Source organism: Bacteroides uniformis (assembly GCF_025147485.1).
GTDB classification, from domain to species: Bacteria; Bacteroidota; Bacteroidia; order Bacteroidales; family Bacteroidaceae; genus Bacteroides; species Bacteroides uniformis.
In genome coordinates, this window is sequence record NZ_CP102263.1 from 2548732 (window position 1) to 2564550 (window position 15819).

The window sequence follows — 15819 nt, forward strand, 5'->3', positions numbered from 1 at the left end:
AACTTGTTGTAATGTAACAAGTTAATATCATGTCGGCCATTTTGTTAATATCGTGTTAATGGCATATTAATATTGTGCAGACACGTTATTCATATCCTGAAAGTATGTTGCTTGGTTTATACATGCATGGCATTTCTTCAGTAAAAGCTTTGTGTTTCTTTTGTTTTGTCTTGATGTTGTGTAGTACTTAACGGTCGTAAAGCGATTTGTTGACGGCCGTAAAGCGATCTGTCAACGGCCATCGACAAATCGCCTAACGGCCGTTAGGCGGTGAAAATCTCTGTACTTTAGCAGAATAAACATATATGTTATGTGCAAGAATGCCACATGTAGAGTGGAGAGAAGCGCTGTATTATGATATATCAAGTGATTTTTCTATCTTGTGCAACCGCATGCAATCGTTTGCACTGTTCGTTTCCCACATTTTACACTCTCTTTATACTTTACTAAGGTAATAAAGCATATTTTTGTTGCGTCATGCTTTGGGTACTTGAAAGACGTTAGAAAGCGAAAGTACGAAAATTATTTTTCGAATAATATATATAGGTAATTAATATTGTTAACTTTAATTTATTAAATGCATGAAGCAAGTTAATCTTAGAATCTGTCAAACGATTCTTACCCTAATCTTAGGGCTATTCTTGTCTGTAGGCGCTTATGCACAGAACATCACTGTGAAAGGGCATGTAAAAGATGCTTTGGGAGGAGTGATAGGCGCAAATGTAGTGGAAAAAGGAAATTCCACGAATGGTATAATCACTGACCTTGATGGTAATTTTACATTGACAGTTCCTCAGGGAGCTACGTTGGTCGTGTCTTTTATCGGATACAAGACGCAAGAAGTAGCTGCTGCTCCTTCAGTAATTATTACATTACAAGATGATGCGGAATTGTTGGGCGAGGTGGTCGTAATTGGTTACGGTACAGCCAAAAAGAATGATTTGACTGGGTCTGTTACGGCTATTAGTGCAGATAAAATGGTAAAAGGTGCTGTTACATCTGCTACTGATATGTTGGTTGGTAAAGCTGCCGGTGTAAGTGTGATTACTGACGGTGGTGCTCCGGGAGCTGGTGCTACAATTCGTGTGCGTGGCGGTTCTTCTATGTCTGCATCCAATAATCCGTTGATTGTTATTGACGGTGTGCCTGTAGATGACGGTGGTATTAATGGTATGTCAAATCCTTTGGCTACTGTCCATCCCAATGATATTGAGACTTTTACTATTTTGAAAGATGCTTCTGCAACAGCCATTTATGGTTCTCGTGCATCTAACGGTGTTATTATTATTAATACTAAAAAAGGAAAGTCTGGACGTGTACAAGTTGGTTATAGCGGTACATTCTCTATTAATACAAGACCCAATAAAGTAGATGTAATGTCTGCAAATGAATTTAGAGAATTTGTGACTTCTAAATTCGGTGAATCAAGTGCTCAGTTTAAAGCATTAGGTCAGGCAAATACTGATTGGCAGGATGAAATATTCAAAACCTCTTTCAGTACAGACCACAATGTTAATGTTTCTGGTGCTATACCACACATGCCCTATCGTGTATCAGTTTCTTATACCAATGAAAATGGTATATTGAAGACTTCTAATATGGAGCGTTTGACTGGTGCTATTAGCTTGAATCCTAATTTCTTTGATAAGAAATTGAATATTCAGTTGAATGTGAAAGGTATTTATAATACAAACCGTTTTGCAGATACTGGTGCAATAGGTATGGCGACGCAATATGATCCGACACAGCCTATTTACATGGATGGAAATCCCTATGGTAACGGCTACTTTATGTATATGAAAAGTGGCAATAATCCTACACCGGTTGATATTGGTTTGGCTAATCCCGTTTCTATTTTAGATTCAAAGCATGACGAATCAACTGTTTATAGAAGTATTGGTAATGCACAAATTGACTATAAGTTTCATTTCCTGCCCGAATTGAGAGCAAACTTGAATTTAGGTTACGACGTGTCTAAGAGTGAAGGTGATGTTATTATAGAAGATAATGCTCCTATGACTTGGTGCCAAGGTAACTATAAAACTGGGTTTGGGGAAAATAGCAGCTATTATCAATTGAAGCGGAATACATTGCTGGATTTCTATTTGAATTATGCTAAAGAGTTTGGTGCACATCATGTCGATGTTATGGGCGGTTATTCTTGGCAGCATTTCTATAATTCTACATGGACCAAATATCCTTATTCTACAGTAAAAGCTGAAGAAACTGGTAAGGAATTCTATAAGGATATGGAAGATTATTCAACTGAAAACTATCTTGTTTCTTTCTTTGGGCGTTTGAATTATACATTATTGAATCGTTATTTGGTGACATTTACCTTGCGTAATGATGGTTCTTCACGTTTCAATAAAGACAATCGTTGGGGATTATTTCCTTCAGTTGCTTTGGCATGGAAGATGAAAGAAGAGAATTTCTTGAAGGGAGTGGATTGGCTTTCTGATTTGAAGTTGCGTTTGGGCTATGGTATTACTGGTCAGCAAAACCTGAATAATGGTGACTATCCTTATATGGCTCGCTATATGTATTCCAAAGCTGGAGCAAATTATTATTTTGGTAATAACAAGTATTCATTGATTGCTCCTCAAGCTTATGATGAAAACTTGAAATGGGAAGAAACTACAACTTACAATATTGGATTGGATTTCGGTGTATTGAACAACAAATTGACAGGTACTCTTGATTTGTATTATCGTAAAACTGATGATTTGCTGAATACGGTTACAGCTCCTGCCGGTACAAACTTTAGTAACCAGTTGTTGACGAATGTAGGTACATTGGAGAATAAAGGTATTGAACTTACTTTGACGGCTCATCCTATCACGACAAAAGATTGGGACTGGACATTGAGTTATAACATCTCTTATAATAAAAATGAAATTACCAAATTGACATTTAATGATGACCCGGCTTATAAAGGTGTGATTCATACTGGTATTGATGGAGCAACCGGTTATAATATCATGATAAATGCTGTTGATCATCCTTATAATTCATTCTATGTATGGGAACAACTTTATGATAAGGCTGGAAATCCGATAGAAGGTGCTTATGTTGATCAAAATGGGGATAATAAAATAGACGAAGAAGATTTGGTCGCTTACAAAAAGTCTGCTCCTGACGTATTTATGGGATTAACTTCTCAATTGTCTTATAAGAATTGGGATTTGTCATTTGCTTTGCGTGCAAGTATTGGAAACTATGCTTATAACAATGTACAATCCAATCGTGAGGCTTGGGATGGTTCACAAATGTATGACCAAACTGGTTTCTTGAAAAATCGTTTGACTTCTGCATGGAAAACAAATTTCAAGACAGGGCAATATCGTTCTAGTTACTATGTTCAGAATGCTTCTTTTGTACGGATGGACAATATTTCATTAGGATACACTTTTAACAAGCTGTTCAATGATAAACAAAGTGCACGTGTTTATGTCACGGTACAGAATCCGTTTGTTATTACCAAATATGATGGTTTGGATCCTGAAATTAGCGGTAGTGGAGTTGATAATAATATCTATCCTCGCCCTCGTGTATTTATGTTAGGCTTGAATCTTAATTTTTAATCAATGAAGTTATGAAAATATTAAAATATAAATATATATTGTCGGCAGCCCTTTTGAGTACGATGTTAGGGGTTACCTCTTGTGTGAACGATCTGGATACGGTTCCATTGGATAAGGATGAATTGGTTTCGGATGTCGTTTTTGGAAAGGAGATAGGAGCTTATGAACAAAGTTTGGCTAAAATATATGCAGGTTTGGTAATAGGTGGTAATGCAGGTGGAGACTCAGACCAGGATGTTGTCGGCATTGACGGTGGTTCTCAGGCTTCATTTATTCGCGTATTGTGGAATATGCAGGAATTGGCTTCTGATATCGCTCATTGTTGCTGGAATGATCCTGGTATTCCAGACTTCAATCATATTTCTTGGGCTGCTTCAAGTCCATGGATCAAAGGATCATATTATCGTTTGTATTATCAGATTAACTTGTCAAATGCGTTTTTACGTGAAACAACTGATGATAAACTTGCCTCACGAGGTTGTTCAGAGCAAGTAAAGGCTTCTATTAAAACTTTCCGTGCAGAAGCTCGTTTTATGCGTGCTTTGATGTATCTGTATGCTTTGGATTTGTATCGTAATGTTCCGTTTGTAGATGAAAACAGCCCTATTGGTAGCGTTCGTCCACAACAAATTATGAAAGATCAATTATTTGAATACATTGAAAGTGAAATGTTGGCATGTGAAAGTGATATGCTTGATCCTGTAGTTGGATTTAATGATAATTATGGACATGCTAATAAAGCTGCTCTGTGGGCTGCATTGTCTCGCTTGTATTTGAATGCAGACACGTATGTAGGTGTAAATAAATATACTGAATGTGTGACTTATTCTAAAAAGATTATTTCAGCAGGTTACCAATTGGAACCGGTTTATGGCGATATGTTCAAAGCTGATAATGACCAATCCAAAGAGATGATTTTCCCATTGAGATATGAAGGTGAAGATACAATGACCTGGGGAGGTATGACAGCTTTGTTATGCTGGGGTTCTGCTGATTTTCAAGAAGAAACGAATGCAAAGGGAGGTTGGCAAGGTGTTAGAGCTAAGTCGTCTTTATATAATATCTTTGAAAAAGAGGATAGCAGTGATAAGGATACTCGTAAAGCAATGTTGCGTACAGAAGCTACCACAAATATTGAGATCACAAATGAAGCTGATTTTGTCAATAATGGCATTCCCGTTACCAAGTTTTATAATGTGAATAAAGATGGAAGTAAACCTGCATCTGCGGAAGCTTGGACAGATTATCCATTATTCCGTTTAGGTGAAATCTATTTGAATTTAGCAGAAGCTGTTCTTCGTGGCGGACAAGGAGCAACAAAAACAGAGGCTTTGGGATATGTAAATGATTTGCGTAAACGTGCATATTCAGACAAGGCGTCCGCACCTATTTCCGATAGTGATTTTACTTTGGACTTTATGATGGATGAACGCGCACGTGAGCTATTCTACGAAGCTCAAAGACGTACAGATTTGATTCGCTTCGGTAAATATACTTCTGCTGATTATGTTTGGCCATGGAAGGGTGGAGTTGCGGCAGGAAAATCTGTTGAAAGCTTTTATCAAGTGTTCCCCTTGCCTTCAGACGATGTTGGTTCTAATCAGAACCTGGTACAGAATGAAGGATACTAATATTAATGATTAAACATGAATGATATGAAGACAAAATATATTTATTTACTTTTGGCTGGAATCTTCGCATTGATGTCTTGTGAGGAGGATGCTACCCCCATATTGGAATTGAAGACTGCTGCTGCATTGCATGCGCTTTCCCAAACAGACATTACTATTACTAAAGACAATAAGGATGCGCAATTTCCGGAAATAGCTTGGGATAAGGCAGATTATGGAGTTTCTGCAGTAGTTAATTATGTTGTAACTCTAACAAATACTTCTACCAATAAGAGTATTGTAATAGGAGAAACAGGGGATGCAAAACTGGCATTTACAAATAGTGAAATGAATTCTTTATTGGCTAAGGTAGGAGCATATCCGGGGCAAACGTATGATTTTACTGTTTCTTTGGTTTCTGAGGCATATGATGCTTATACTGATGCAGCTAGTAACTCAATAACTTTTAAGGCTACACCTTATGACCCTAATGTAGATAATATTACATGGAAGTATGCTTATGTAGCTGTTGGCTATCCTGATTGGGACTACACTACTGCCTATTTGATAGGTGACCCTGACGGTGATGGCATTTATAGTGGTTATGCCAATTTTGATGGTGCTGCTTCTTATGCAATCATTGATGGTGCAGACCTTACGAAAGTATTGGCTAAAGACCAGCAAGTTACTGCTGATGGTAAAGGTTTCATTGAAATTACTTTAGATGCAGAAGGTAAGGTAACCCAATCAGAGAAAGGGCTGGTTTGGGGAGTAATTGGAGATGCTACGTCTAGTGGTTGGGACAAAGATACCCAGATGGAATACGATACCACTACTCGTCTTTGGACAGTGGTTACTCCGTTGCTCGATAAGGAATTCAAATTTAGAGCCAATAATGACTGGGGATTCAATTATGGAGCAGAAGAAGGTAAACTTTCTGAGTTGGCCGGTAACTTGGTTGCTGGAGGTCAAAATTTCAAAGTGGTAAAGGCAAGTCCCTATATTATTACTTTAAATTTGACTAATGCAGGAAAATATACTTATAGTATGGAAGAAACAACGATTGAGCTTTCTAGCTCTGCAATGACATTGCCTGGTAGCTATCAGAGTGGTGATGGTTGGAAGCCGGAAGCTGATGATTGCTATAAGGTAGAATCTGCAGCTCGTGATTTCAAATATACTGGCACTCACTATTTCCCTGCCGATACAGAATTCAAGTTCTATGATTCTGGTACGTGGATTGGTGTTGTTGGAGATATTACTTGGAATGAGGCTAAGACATCAACTACGTTTGTTATCGGTGATGGCGGTAATGTTAAGATTGAGGCTGCCGGTTATTATCGAGTAGGTGCCGATACTAAGAAGATGGTTGCTACTTTGGATAAGACAGGTTGGGAGATTATTGGTGATGCTACTCCTGGTGGATGGGATAAAGGCACTTTAATGGATTATGATGCTGAAACGCAAAAGTGGTCGGTGACTGTTACATTAGGTGATGGTGAAATGAAATTCAGATGGGATGCAGCTTGGACTATAAACTTTGGTGGTAGTTTAGGTGCGCTGACGCAGGATGGTGGAAATATTAAAGTTTCAGCTGGAACATACACGATTGTATTGGATCCAGAAGCTAAGAATGCTACAATGACAGCCAATTAAGGCTCTCTTATTTATAGAAAAAGGATTAAGGGGGGGGACCTTTAATCCTTTTTTATTTGTCAGACCAATGAATTGTAAATAGATGAGGAATTTATTTTATACTATACTTGTATTATTGACAGTGTATGCTTGTGCCGGAAAACGCGAGATAGTTACTGAACAAAAGCAAGTATTACCTGCTGTAGAAGACGTTGTGATGTACGAAATCAATCCACGTGTTTTTGCTCTGAAGAATGCATTTAATGTCATATCAAAACATCTTGATTCTATTCAGTTTTTGGGTGTTAATGTTGTTTGGTTTATGCCAATCTATGAGATTGGTGAGGTAAATACGGTGAATTCTCCTTATTGTATCAAAGATTATAAAAGAATAAATCCTGAATTTGGAACAGTAGAAGAATTTAAGCGTTTAGTGGAATTATGCCATGAAAAAGGAATAAGTGTAATTTTAGATTGGGTTGCTAATCATACATCTTGGGACCATGCTTGGATTAAAGAACATAAAGAGTGGTATACTCAGGATAGTATCGGAAATATAATTTCTCCTGCAGGAACGGGATGGAATGATGTGGCAGATTTGAACTACGATAATGCAGATATGTGCCTTGCAATGATTGATGCTATGAAATATTGGATACAAGAAGTTGGTGTAGATGGTTTTCGCTGTGATGCTGCTGATTATGTTCCATATACTTTCTGGAAGCAAGCTGTTGATTCTCTGAGGGCTATTCCAAATCGGAAATTGTTAATGTTGGCAGAAGGTAAGCGCAAAGATCATTTTGATGCAGGATTTGATATGAACTATGCTTGGGATTTGATGGAGGCGATGCGGGATGTTTTCGTTAATGATAGTAGTGCGGCACGCTTGTTGGAGGTGGATTGGAGCGAGTATGACTCAATTCCGGCAGGAAAAATGAAATTACGTTTTATTACCAATCATGATGAGGCTTCTAAAATGTCGCCAATTGTGGAGTTAGGAAGTGAAAGGGCAGCTATGGCTGCTTTTGTTGGAACAGTTTTTTTGCATGGTGGAGCATTGATTTATAGTTCACAAGAAATTGGACATGAGGCTCCTATTAATTTTTTTGCATATACATCCGTGGATTGGTCCGAATGTTCGGATATTTATCAAGAATATGGGTGTTTAATGGGATTGTATAATAAATATCCTGCACTTCGGAAAGGAATATTAACTGGGTATCCTGCTTCAGACGTCTTGATGTATCAGAAAAGTGATGGTAAAGATGCTTTTATGATATTGGTTAATGTGCGTAATAGAGATGTTTCTGTTATCTTACCGGAGGGTTGGAAGCATCATGTAGCTACTGATATTTACGAAAATAAACCTCTGGAATTGATGAATGAAATTAAACTGAATGCATTAGAGTATAGAATAATTAGATTCTGACGGCTGGATTTTAATAAAAGAGGAGACCCTATACTATTATATTGTGTAAGGTCTCCTCTTTCTGTTTGATATGCAAACGTTTTCGTGATATTGTTCTCGTTTTCCTTTACGTTAATTGATTTGCCCTTTCTTTTCCGGTTATATTTGTGAAGTGATAACTTTAAATACTTCATATTATGAAAATTATCGTTCAACGTGAGAATCTTGTTTTATGGCATTTGATATGCTTCAGCGTGCTGCTGGCATTCACGGCATGTAGTGACAACAAAGAGGAGTTTCAGGAATATTTGACTCCTGCCTCCGGTAGTGAAGCTATTTTTGAACAAGGTTTTAGCTTTGCTGAAGCTGCTTCTTCACAAAGTGTCAGTTTTGAGGCCGGATATCAATGGACTGCTGAGCTGAGTGGTGAGGATATTGGCTGGTGCAGTATCAATCCGGCAAAAGGCTTGTCAGGAAAAGCTACGATTATGGTTTCTGTTGCTAAAAATGAAACTGGAATAGCGCGTACAGCACAATTGAATATTATATCCGGTTCAAAAAGGGAAGAAATATCCGTCACTCAAGCTGCCAATGCAATTGCAATTCCTGCTGGTCTGAGTTATACACCGGTGGTACCAGATGCTGATCAGTCTCTTGTCATTACGTTTAAAGCGGATACAAAGTCTGCCCTCTATGAGTATAAAGGAGATGTGTATGTACATATTGGTGTTGTCAGTGAAGGTCGTTGGCAATTCGTGCCTGCAGAGTGGGCAGAAAACAAAGATAAATGTAAGATGACTTTATCTGAGGCTAATATTTGGAGTATTACATTGAGTCCGAATATCCGGGAGTGGTTTGGGAGTGGAAAGACACCGGTGAACCAACTTGGAATAGTGATTCGTAGTGCGGATGGTAGTAAAAAAGGAATAGATACTGATTCCTTTATAGCGGTAACTGATACAAAATATGAAGGATTTGCACCCGGTGAGATTAAAACTGCCGCTGTACCGGCTGATATGGTCGAAGGTATCAACATAATGGATAATTCTACAGTGACACTGGTACTTTATGATAAAGATGTGAATGGAAATCATAAGGATTTTGCACATGTTGTGGGTGACTTTAACAATTGGACCTTAAGTAATGACGAAAAGTCGCAGATGTATCGTGATGATGCTTCCGGATGTTGGTGGATTACGTTGGCGGGGTTAGATGCTGGTAAAGAGTATGCTTTCCAATACTATGTGGGTACAAAGGAAGGTGAAGTAATTCATTTGGCAGATGCTTATACTGAAAAAATACTGGATCCTGATAATGATAAAGATATTTCAGCTTCTACCTATAATGAAAACCTGGTTTATCCTAAGGGAGGGGTAGGAATCGTTTCGACCTTCAAGATACAGAAAGATAGTTATAACTGGAAGTATAATGATTTTAAAATAGCAAATCCTAAGCAATTAGTGATATATGAATTGCACTTGCGCGACTTTACGGCTACGAGTGACATTAACGGTGCGATGGGAAAGCTTTCTTACTTGAAAGAAATGGGTGTCAACGCTATTGAGTTGATGCCGGTGCAGGAGTTTGACGGCAATGACAGTTGGGGGTATAATCCTTGTTTTTTCTTTGCGATGGATAAAGCTTATGGGACAAAAACAATGTATAAGCAGTTCATTGATGCTTGTCATGAGGCTGGTATGGCAGTTATTCTGGATGTGGTTTATAATCATGCTACAGGAAATAATCCGCTGGCTAAACTCTATTGGGATGGTGATAAGACTGCAAAGAATAATCCATACTTCAATGTGGAAGCACCTCATCCTTATAGCGTGTTCCATGATTTCAATCATGAAAGCCCATTGGTGCGTAAGTTTGTGAAGCGTAATCTGCAATTCTTGTTGAAGGAATATAAGGTGGATGGCTTTCGTTTTGATTTGACGAAAGGGTTCACACAAACCTCTTGCACTGAAAGTACAGCATCCAATTACGATGCGGGTCGCATTGCCGTCCTAAAGGATTATAATGCGGCCATCAAGGAAGTGAAAAAGGACTCTTATGTTATCTTGGAGCATTTCTGTGATTCAAAGGAAGAAAATGAACTGGCAGCTGATGGTATGCACTTATGGCGTAACTTGAATAATGCCTATTGTCAGTCGGCTATGGGGTATGCTGAAAATAGTTCTTTTAGTAGCCTTTATGAGAAAAACACTGCATGGGTAGGTTTTATGGAAAGCCATGATGAAGAACGCACAGCTTACAAACAGTCGCAATGGGGTGATGGTGTGCTGAAAACCGACCTTGATGCCCGTATGAATCAGTTGGCACTAAATACAACTTTCTTCCTTACCGTTCCTGGTCCTAAGATGGTTTGGCAGTTCGGAGAGATGGGATATGACATCTCTATTGAAGAAAATGGCCGTACCGGTAGGAAGCCTTTGCATTGGGAATATTTAGATAACGCCGATCGTAAAGGGCTGCACGATGTTTATGCAGGTTTGATGAAGCTGCGCAATGCTCATCCGGAGTTGTTTGATGCAAATGCAACTTTGACATGGAAGGTGGAAACTTCTGATTGGGACAACGGTCGTACATTATTGGTAAAAAGTATAACGGGTAAGCAACTGGTGGTGGTGGGTAACTTTACACATACCGCTACTGATATTGTTTTCCCTGCCACTCCTGGTAACTGGACCAATTACTTTACAGGAAAAAGTGAAACCGTAAATAAACAGGTTAATGTACCGGCTCATGGATATGTGGTCTACACTAATTTCTGATTTCGGTAAGAATCATTCATACATCTTTATCAGCACCCGATTCAGCCAGTTCCAACGGAAACGGAACCAGCGTCGGGTGCTGCTTTGTTTTCCTCCAAAGCGGAGAACGAACTCACGGTAGCCATGTTTACGGAAGGGAAGTCCCACGTCCATGAACTCTAAGTGGCGGTATCCGCGTTGTTTGGCATCATCCAGTGCTTTCCATACGGCAAGAATCCCCGGATATTGCAGGGCATAAGTCTTGCGCATGCCACCTGAGAACCATAGATAGGCGCTATCATCTGAATAAATGCATGCGCTGCCACCGATAATCTTCTCCTTATAAATGACGATGAAGATTTTGCTTTGCTGCCCTTTTGTCAACTGGTTTTCGAGATGCTGAAAGAACTTGATACTGGGGAAGTGGCGCCGTATCTTGGAAGAATATACGTGGCGCAACATCTGGGCGAAACAGAGAATCTCCTCTTTGGTACGTGCTTCCCGCACTTGGGCACCGTTTTTGAGGCCTTTCTTGATTTGCCGGATACGTGACGGGCTGAAACGCTCTTCCACCTTTTCGACGCTGTGCAACGAGTTGCGCACCCGCAGCCAATTGATGGCGATGTATTGGTTGTCTCGGAAAGATTTGTATCCGAACATGGCATTTTCCAGGTTGCGGAACTCGATGAGAAAAGAATCGCGCAATGCTTCATTGGTAAGCCTTTGCAGCATGTCACTGAAGATAGTCTCTTTGTCTGCCTCGTTATTGAAATATTCTCCCGTACCGTACACCTCACATCTTTTGATGATGCCGGGTGGAAACATGCGGACACTTTTACGTATGGCGGCAAGCAGTTTCGCAACGGGCTTGTCATCTTCGGATGCCACAATGAGTATGGGGGTATACCCCGGAGTTTCCTCGTAGATTCGGAACAACTCTGTGGAATGGAAGGTGTTGGTGCCTGGCAGGTCAGGAACCTTGCTCCCACGGTAATATGTAGTGAGTTTGAGGGGCATTGCTTGCAAACTTAACAAAAAAACTGAAATTTCGGTTGGCATGGGTAGGCTTTTTTATTAAATTTGTCACTATAGCTGAAGTCTTACATAAAAAGAATGGATATGATTTTTAAGAAAAAGAAAACGGTTCTCGAAGAACAGCCGCTGTGCTACTGGGAAGAGTCCTCTTATATGATGGCAGTGCCTAAGGGGGGTGGAATGGATTTGTCGGTACGGCTTTTTGAGCGCGTGGCTGCTATCTCTGGAGTGGAATTGTTGAAAAAACGTTTGCCTGATGAAGACGAACCGGGATATATGGAAGTAGGATATGATGGCGAAGTGTATGAAATAGGTTTCTATGAAGGTGATTTTTCAATGCCTGATATGTTTAATCGTCGGGATTATTATTTCACTGACGAAGAACTATATGCTATTGGCAGAGCCGATAGGGCACTTACGGTGTTCATGAAGTTCGGCGTTGACGGGCAGAAGTCCTACCATCTGCAACTGAAGATTGCTGTAGCTATGGTGCCCGACCTGCTTGCCATTGTGGACGAAAGTGCCGAGAAACTGGTTTGTGCTCGGTGGGCCACTCTGGCTGCCGACTCGGCGGTAGTTCCCGGAACGAGTGTTTTGTTCACGGTACATGCTGTGACCGATGAAGGAGGCGAGGTGTGGTTGCATACGCACGGATTGAACCGTTGCGGTTTGTATGAACTTGAGATTCTGAAATCAGACAAGGAGAATTACAACAACCATTATTACTTGATTTCCGCCCTTGCTAGTCATCTGCTCGATAAAGACGATAGGACTTCCGAACCTGGTGTTGGCGTATATATCGGGATGTTGAATGACCGTTTGCCGATAGTGGCCACCTACGTTTCGTGGACAAAGGCGCTGGATGAGTACCGAAGCCTCGTTCTTGGCAGTGCGGACGACCGTGAGGAGGGACACAACGGCCGTACGGCACCCGTGTTCATCTATACGAGTGAGGACGACGAGAAGAAAGGCAGACTGCGGAAGGTGTCCGAATACGATAGCATGTGGGGTGAGAATCCGCTATTCTTTATTAGTACCCGTGAAACCAATCGCATGAGTGCGTTGGCTCGCGAGCGTTTCGGTCTTGTGAAATACATGGCAAAGAAGGACGAAGGCTCTATCTTGCTTAAAATTGGCTTGAAGACAGACAGTGCCGAGCAGGCTGACGACCGCGAACATATTTGGTTTAAGCTGTTGGAGTTTGATGGAGAGCGTTTCAAGGGACAGCTTATACAAGAACCTTACGACGTCAGCCACATGCACGAGGGTGATGAAGGGTGGTTTACGGTAGAGGATGTGACCGACTGGATAATCTATTTAGAGGAATTTTCGGTTACTCCGGATACCGCCTATCTGCTTGTATGATACAAAAGGAAGCGGGGAGAAGATTGTAAGGGCTTTTATTCGCCATTCCCGGATATTTTATCTAAATTTGCCTTCGCTAAACACGAATATGTTATGGAAAGTTTCAGTGAATTGATAAAAGCCCGCCGCAGCATGCGGAAGTTTACAGAAGAAGAATTGACACAAGAACAAGTCGTCACTTTGATGAAAGCTGCTTTGATGGCACCCACGTCGAAGCGTAGCAATGCATGGCAGTTCATAGTGGTGGACGAGAAGGATAAATTGAAGGAATTGTCCTATTGCAAGGAGCAGGCATCGCAGTTCATTGCCGATGCGGCACTGGCTGTAGTGGTTGTTGCCGACCCGCTGGCAAGCGATGTGTGGATAGAAGATGCCTCCATTGCTTCCATCTACCTGCAACTTCAGGCCGAAGATATGGGGCTGGGAAGCTGCTGGGTGCAGGTGCGCGAACGTTTTACGGCTTCCGGTATGCCTTCCGGCGAGTATGTGCACGAGGTGTTGGATATTCCTTTGCAGTTGCAGGTGCTTAGTGTTATTGCTATCGGCCATAAGGGGATGGAGCGCAAGCCTTTCAACGAAGACAATCTGCAGTGGGAAAAGATACATATCAATAAGTACGGAGGAAAGTAACAGTGAGTGCAGCAAAAGCAAACAATAACCGTGATACATATAAGGCCACTGCCATCACACTGATTGTATTCGGCATTCTTTACTTGGTGGACAAATTGGTGCATTTTTCTGCAATCGGCTTGCCGTGGGTGATGAATAAGGATAATTTTCTATTGTATACCGCAGTGATTTTTCTGCTGTTCAAGCATGACAAGTCAGTGGGATTGGTATTGATAGGTTTGTGGCTGATATTGAACTTCGGGTTGATAACTGCCTTACTCGGTACGATGTCCGCTTATCTGCTGCCGTTGGCGTTACTGGCATTAGGGGCTATTCTGTATTGGTTGGCAACAAGATAAGCGTATGGCAGGAAGAAGTATAGAAGATATGTCCATTGCCTTTATCGGTGCCGGAAATCTAGCTACTAATCTGGCAAAAGCTCTTTATCGGAAAGGGTTTCGTATTGTGCAGGTCTACAGCCGTACAAAAGAATCGGCGCAGGGATTGGCACAGACGGTGGAAGCTGCATATACCACGGAGCTGCAGGCGGTTACGAAGGAGGCGCAGCTTTATATCGTTTCGCTGAAGGACGCGGCTTTTGTAGAATTATTACCCCAGATTGTTTCTGGAAAGGAGAATGCTTTATGGGTGCATACAGCCGGCAGTATTCCTATGAATATTTGGCAGGGGCATGTTGCGCGTTATGGAGTGCTTTATCCGATGCAGACTTTCAGTAAGCAGCGTGAAGTGGATTTTGGACAGATACCGTGTTTTGTGGAAAGCAACTCGGAAGAGGATGTGCAGCTTCTGAAGGACATTGCTTCCGCCCTATCGGAAAAAGTGTATGAAGCAAGTTCTGAGCAGCGCAAAAGTTTGCATCTGGCGGCTGTGTTTACGTGCAATTTTACCAATCACATGTATGTGTTGGCTGCTGAACTGCTGAAAAAGTACGGGTTGCCGTTCGAGGCAATGCTCCCCTTGATAGACGAGACGGCCCGCAAGGTGCATGAGCTGGAACCGCTTGCCGCACAGACAGGACCGGCTGTGCGCTATGATGAGAATGTCATTGACGAGCATCTGCGGATGCTTGCCGATGAGCCGCAAATGCTGGAACTATATCGGGAGATTAGCGAGAATATACATCGGTTGGCAATAAGATAACCGGATGCCGATGCTTGCCTCTTTTGAACTAATGTTTTGCTGCATATAGGTATATTATAATGAACAAGAAAAAAGTGCAATGAGTACCATAAACTATGATTTGAAAAAGATAAAAGCCCTTGTTTTTGATGTGGACGGTGTGCTGAGTGCCAATGTTATCCCTATGAGTTCGGAGGGTGAACCTCTGCGTACGGTCAACATAAAGGATGGTTATTCCCTGCATCTGGCCGCTAAGCAAGGTGTGTTGCTGGGTATAATTACGGGTGGACGTACAGAAGCAGTCCGCAAGCGTTTTACTTCTTTAGGTTTTGAGGATGGAAATATCTATATGGGTTCTTCTGTTAAAATCCATGATTACCATGACTTCCGTGACCGTCATGGCTTGAAGGACGAGGAAATATTGTATGTAGGTGATGATATTCCCGACTTGGAGGTGATGCGTGAGTGTGGTTTGCCGTGTTGTCCTAAGGATGCTGTGCCTGAGGTAAAGGCTGTGGCTCGCTATATTTCGTATGCAGAAGGCGGTTATGGCTGTGGTCGCGACATTGTGGAACAGGTATTGAAAGTGCAAGGGCTTTGGATGGCAGATGAAAAAGCTTTTGGTTGGTAGTTGTTTCAATCGTTAAATTGTAAATCGTCAAATCGTAAATGATATG

11 protein-coding genes are annotated in these 15819 nt (G+C 41.1%); 10 read left to right on the top strand and 1 reads right to left on the bottom strand.

What is annotated here, in order from left to right:
* The first annotated feature begins 581 nt into the window (after nt 1-581).
* The 5 genes from NQ510_RS09870 (at nt 582) to NQ510_RS09890 (ending at nt 11014) form a co-directional block, all read left to right on the top strand.
* Nucleotides 582-3584, top strand: coding sequence for a SusC/RagA family TonB-linked outer membrane protein (locus NQ510_RS09870; RefSeq protein WP_005826345.1), 3003 nt, complete (start codon nt 582-584; stop codon nt 3582-3584).
* An 11-nt stretch (nt 3585-3595) separates the two neighbouring features.
* The gene (locus NQ510_RS09875; RefSeq protein ID WP_005826347.1) at nt 3596-5215 is read left to right on the top strand and encodes a RagB/SusD family nutrient uptake outer membrane protein; all 1620 of its coding nucleotides are present in this window, start codon (nt 3596-3598) and stop codon (nt 5213-5215) included.
* Nucleotides 5216-5239: 24 nt separating this feature from the next.
* A complete protein-coding gene (locus NQ510_RS09880; protein WP_008663879.1) occupies nt 5240-6850 on the top strand; it encodes a SusE domain-containing protein in 1611 nt (536 codons plus the stop codon).
* A gap of 82 nt (nt 6851-6932) precedes the next feature.
* On the top strand, nt 6933-8258 hold the full coding sequence (locus NQ510_RS09885) for an alpha-amylase family glycosyl hydrolase (protein WP_005826350.1): 1326 nt from the start codon (nt 6933-6935) through the stop codon (nt 8256-8258).
* 176 nt (nt 8259-8434) lie between these two features.
* Entirely contained in the window at nt 8435-11014 is a 2580-nt protein-coding gene (locus NQ510_RS09890) for an alpha-amylase family glycosyl hydrolase (RefSeq protein WP_005826351.1), read from the top strand.
* 12 nt (nt 11015-11026) lie between these two features.
* Here NQ510_RS09890 and NQ510_RS09895 read toward each other — a convergent pair whose 3' ends face one another.
* Nucleotides 11027-12010, bottom strand: coding sequence for a GNAT family N-acetyltransferase (locus tag NQ510_RS09895; RefSeq protein ID WP_034525497.1), 984 nt, complete (start codon nt 12008-12010; stop codon nt 11027-11029).
* 102 nt (nt 12011-12112) lie between these two features.
* On the opposite strand from NQ510_RS09895, the gene NQ510_RS09900 reads away from it, so the two are divergent.
* The 5 genes from NQ510_RS09900 (at nt 12113) to NQ510_RS09920 (ending at nt 15773) form a co-directional block, all read left to right on the top strand.
* Nucleotides 12113-13393, top strand: a complete 1281-nt coding sequence (locus NQ510_RS09900) for a DUF4026 domain-containing protein (RefSeq protein ID WP_074668519.1) — start codon at nt 12113-12115, stop codon at nt 13391-13393.
* 93 nt (nt 13394-13486) lie between these two features.
* Nucleotides 13487-14023 (top strand): nitroreductase family protein, encoded by a 537-nt coding sequence (locus tag NQ510_RS09905; protein ID WP_005826354.1) that lies wholly within the window; start codon nt 13487-13489, stop codon nt 14021-14023.
* Between the two features lie 2 nt (nt 14024-14025).
* On the top strand, nt 14026-14361 hold the full coding sequence (locus tag NQ510_RS09910) for a hypothetical protein (protein ID WP_005826356.1): 336 nt from the start codon (nt 14026-14028) through the stop codon (nt 14359-14361).
* Nucleotides 14362-14365: 4 nt separating this feature from the next.
* On the top strand, nt 14366-15163 hold the full coding sequence (locus NQ510_RS09915) for a Rossmann-like and DUF2520 domain-containing protein (RefSeq protein ID WP_005826357.1): 798 nt from the start codon (nt 14366-14368) through the stop codon (nt 15161-15163).
* A 79-nt stretch (nt 15164-15242) separates the two neighbouring features.
* Nucleotides 15243-15773 carry a KdsC family phosphatase gene (locus NQ510_RS09920; protein WP_005826358.1) on the top strand — a complete coding sequence of 177 codons (531 nt, stop codon included), beginning with the start codon at nt 15243-15245 and terminating at the stop codon, nt 15771-15773.
* Nucleotides 15774-15819 lie beyond the last annotated feature (46 nt).

Bases quoted from the DNA above. Each gene is read 5' to 3' on its own strand.
- NQ510_RS09920 (WP_005826358.1), top strand. From the start codon at position 15,243: ATGAGTACCATAAACTATGATTTGAAAAAGATAAAAGCCCTTGTTTTT.
- NQ510_RS09870 (WP_005826345.1), top strand. From the start codon at position 582: ATGAAGCAAGTTAATCTTAGAATCTGTCAAACGATTCTTACCCTAATC.
- NQ510_RS09905 (WP_005826354.1), top strand. From the start codon at position 13,487: ATGGAAAGTTTCAGTGAATTGATAAAAGCCCGCCGCAGCATGCGGAAG.
- NQ510_RS09875 (WP_005826347.1), top strand. From the start codon at position 3,596: ATGAAAATATTAAAATATAAATATATATTGTCGGCAGCCCTTTTGAGT.
- NQ510_RS09880 (WP_008663879.1), top strand. From the start codon at position 5,240: ATGAAGACAAAATATATTTATTTACTTTTGGCTGGAATCTTCGCATTG.
- NQ510_RS09890 (WP_005826351.1), top strand. From the start codon at position 8,435: ATGAAAATTATCGTTCAACGTGAGAATCTTGTTTTATGGCATTTGATA.
- NQ510_RS09885 (WP_005826350.1), top strand. From the start codon at position 6,933: ATGAGGAATTTATTTTATACTATACTTGTATTATTGACAGTGTATGCT.
- NQ510_RS09915 (WP_005826357.1), top strand. From the start codon at position 14,366: ATGGCAGGAAGAAGTATAGAAGATATGTCCATTGCCTTTATCGGTGCC.
- NQ510_RS09900 (WP_074668519.1), top strand. From the start codon at position 12,113: ATGATTTTTAAGAAAAAGAAAACGGTTCTCGAAGAACAGCCGCTGTGC.
- NQ510_RS09895 (WP_034525497.1), bottom strand. From the start codon at position 12,010: ATGCCCCTCAAACTCACTACATATTACCGTGGGAGCAAGGTTCCTGAC.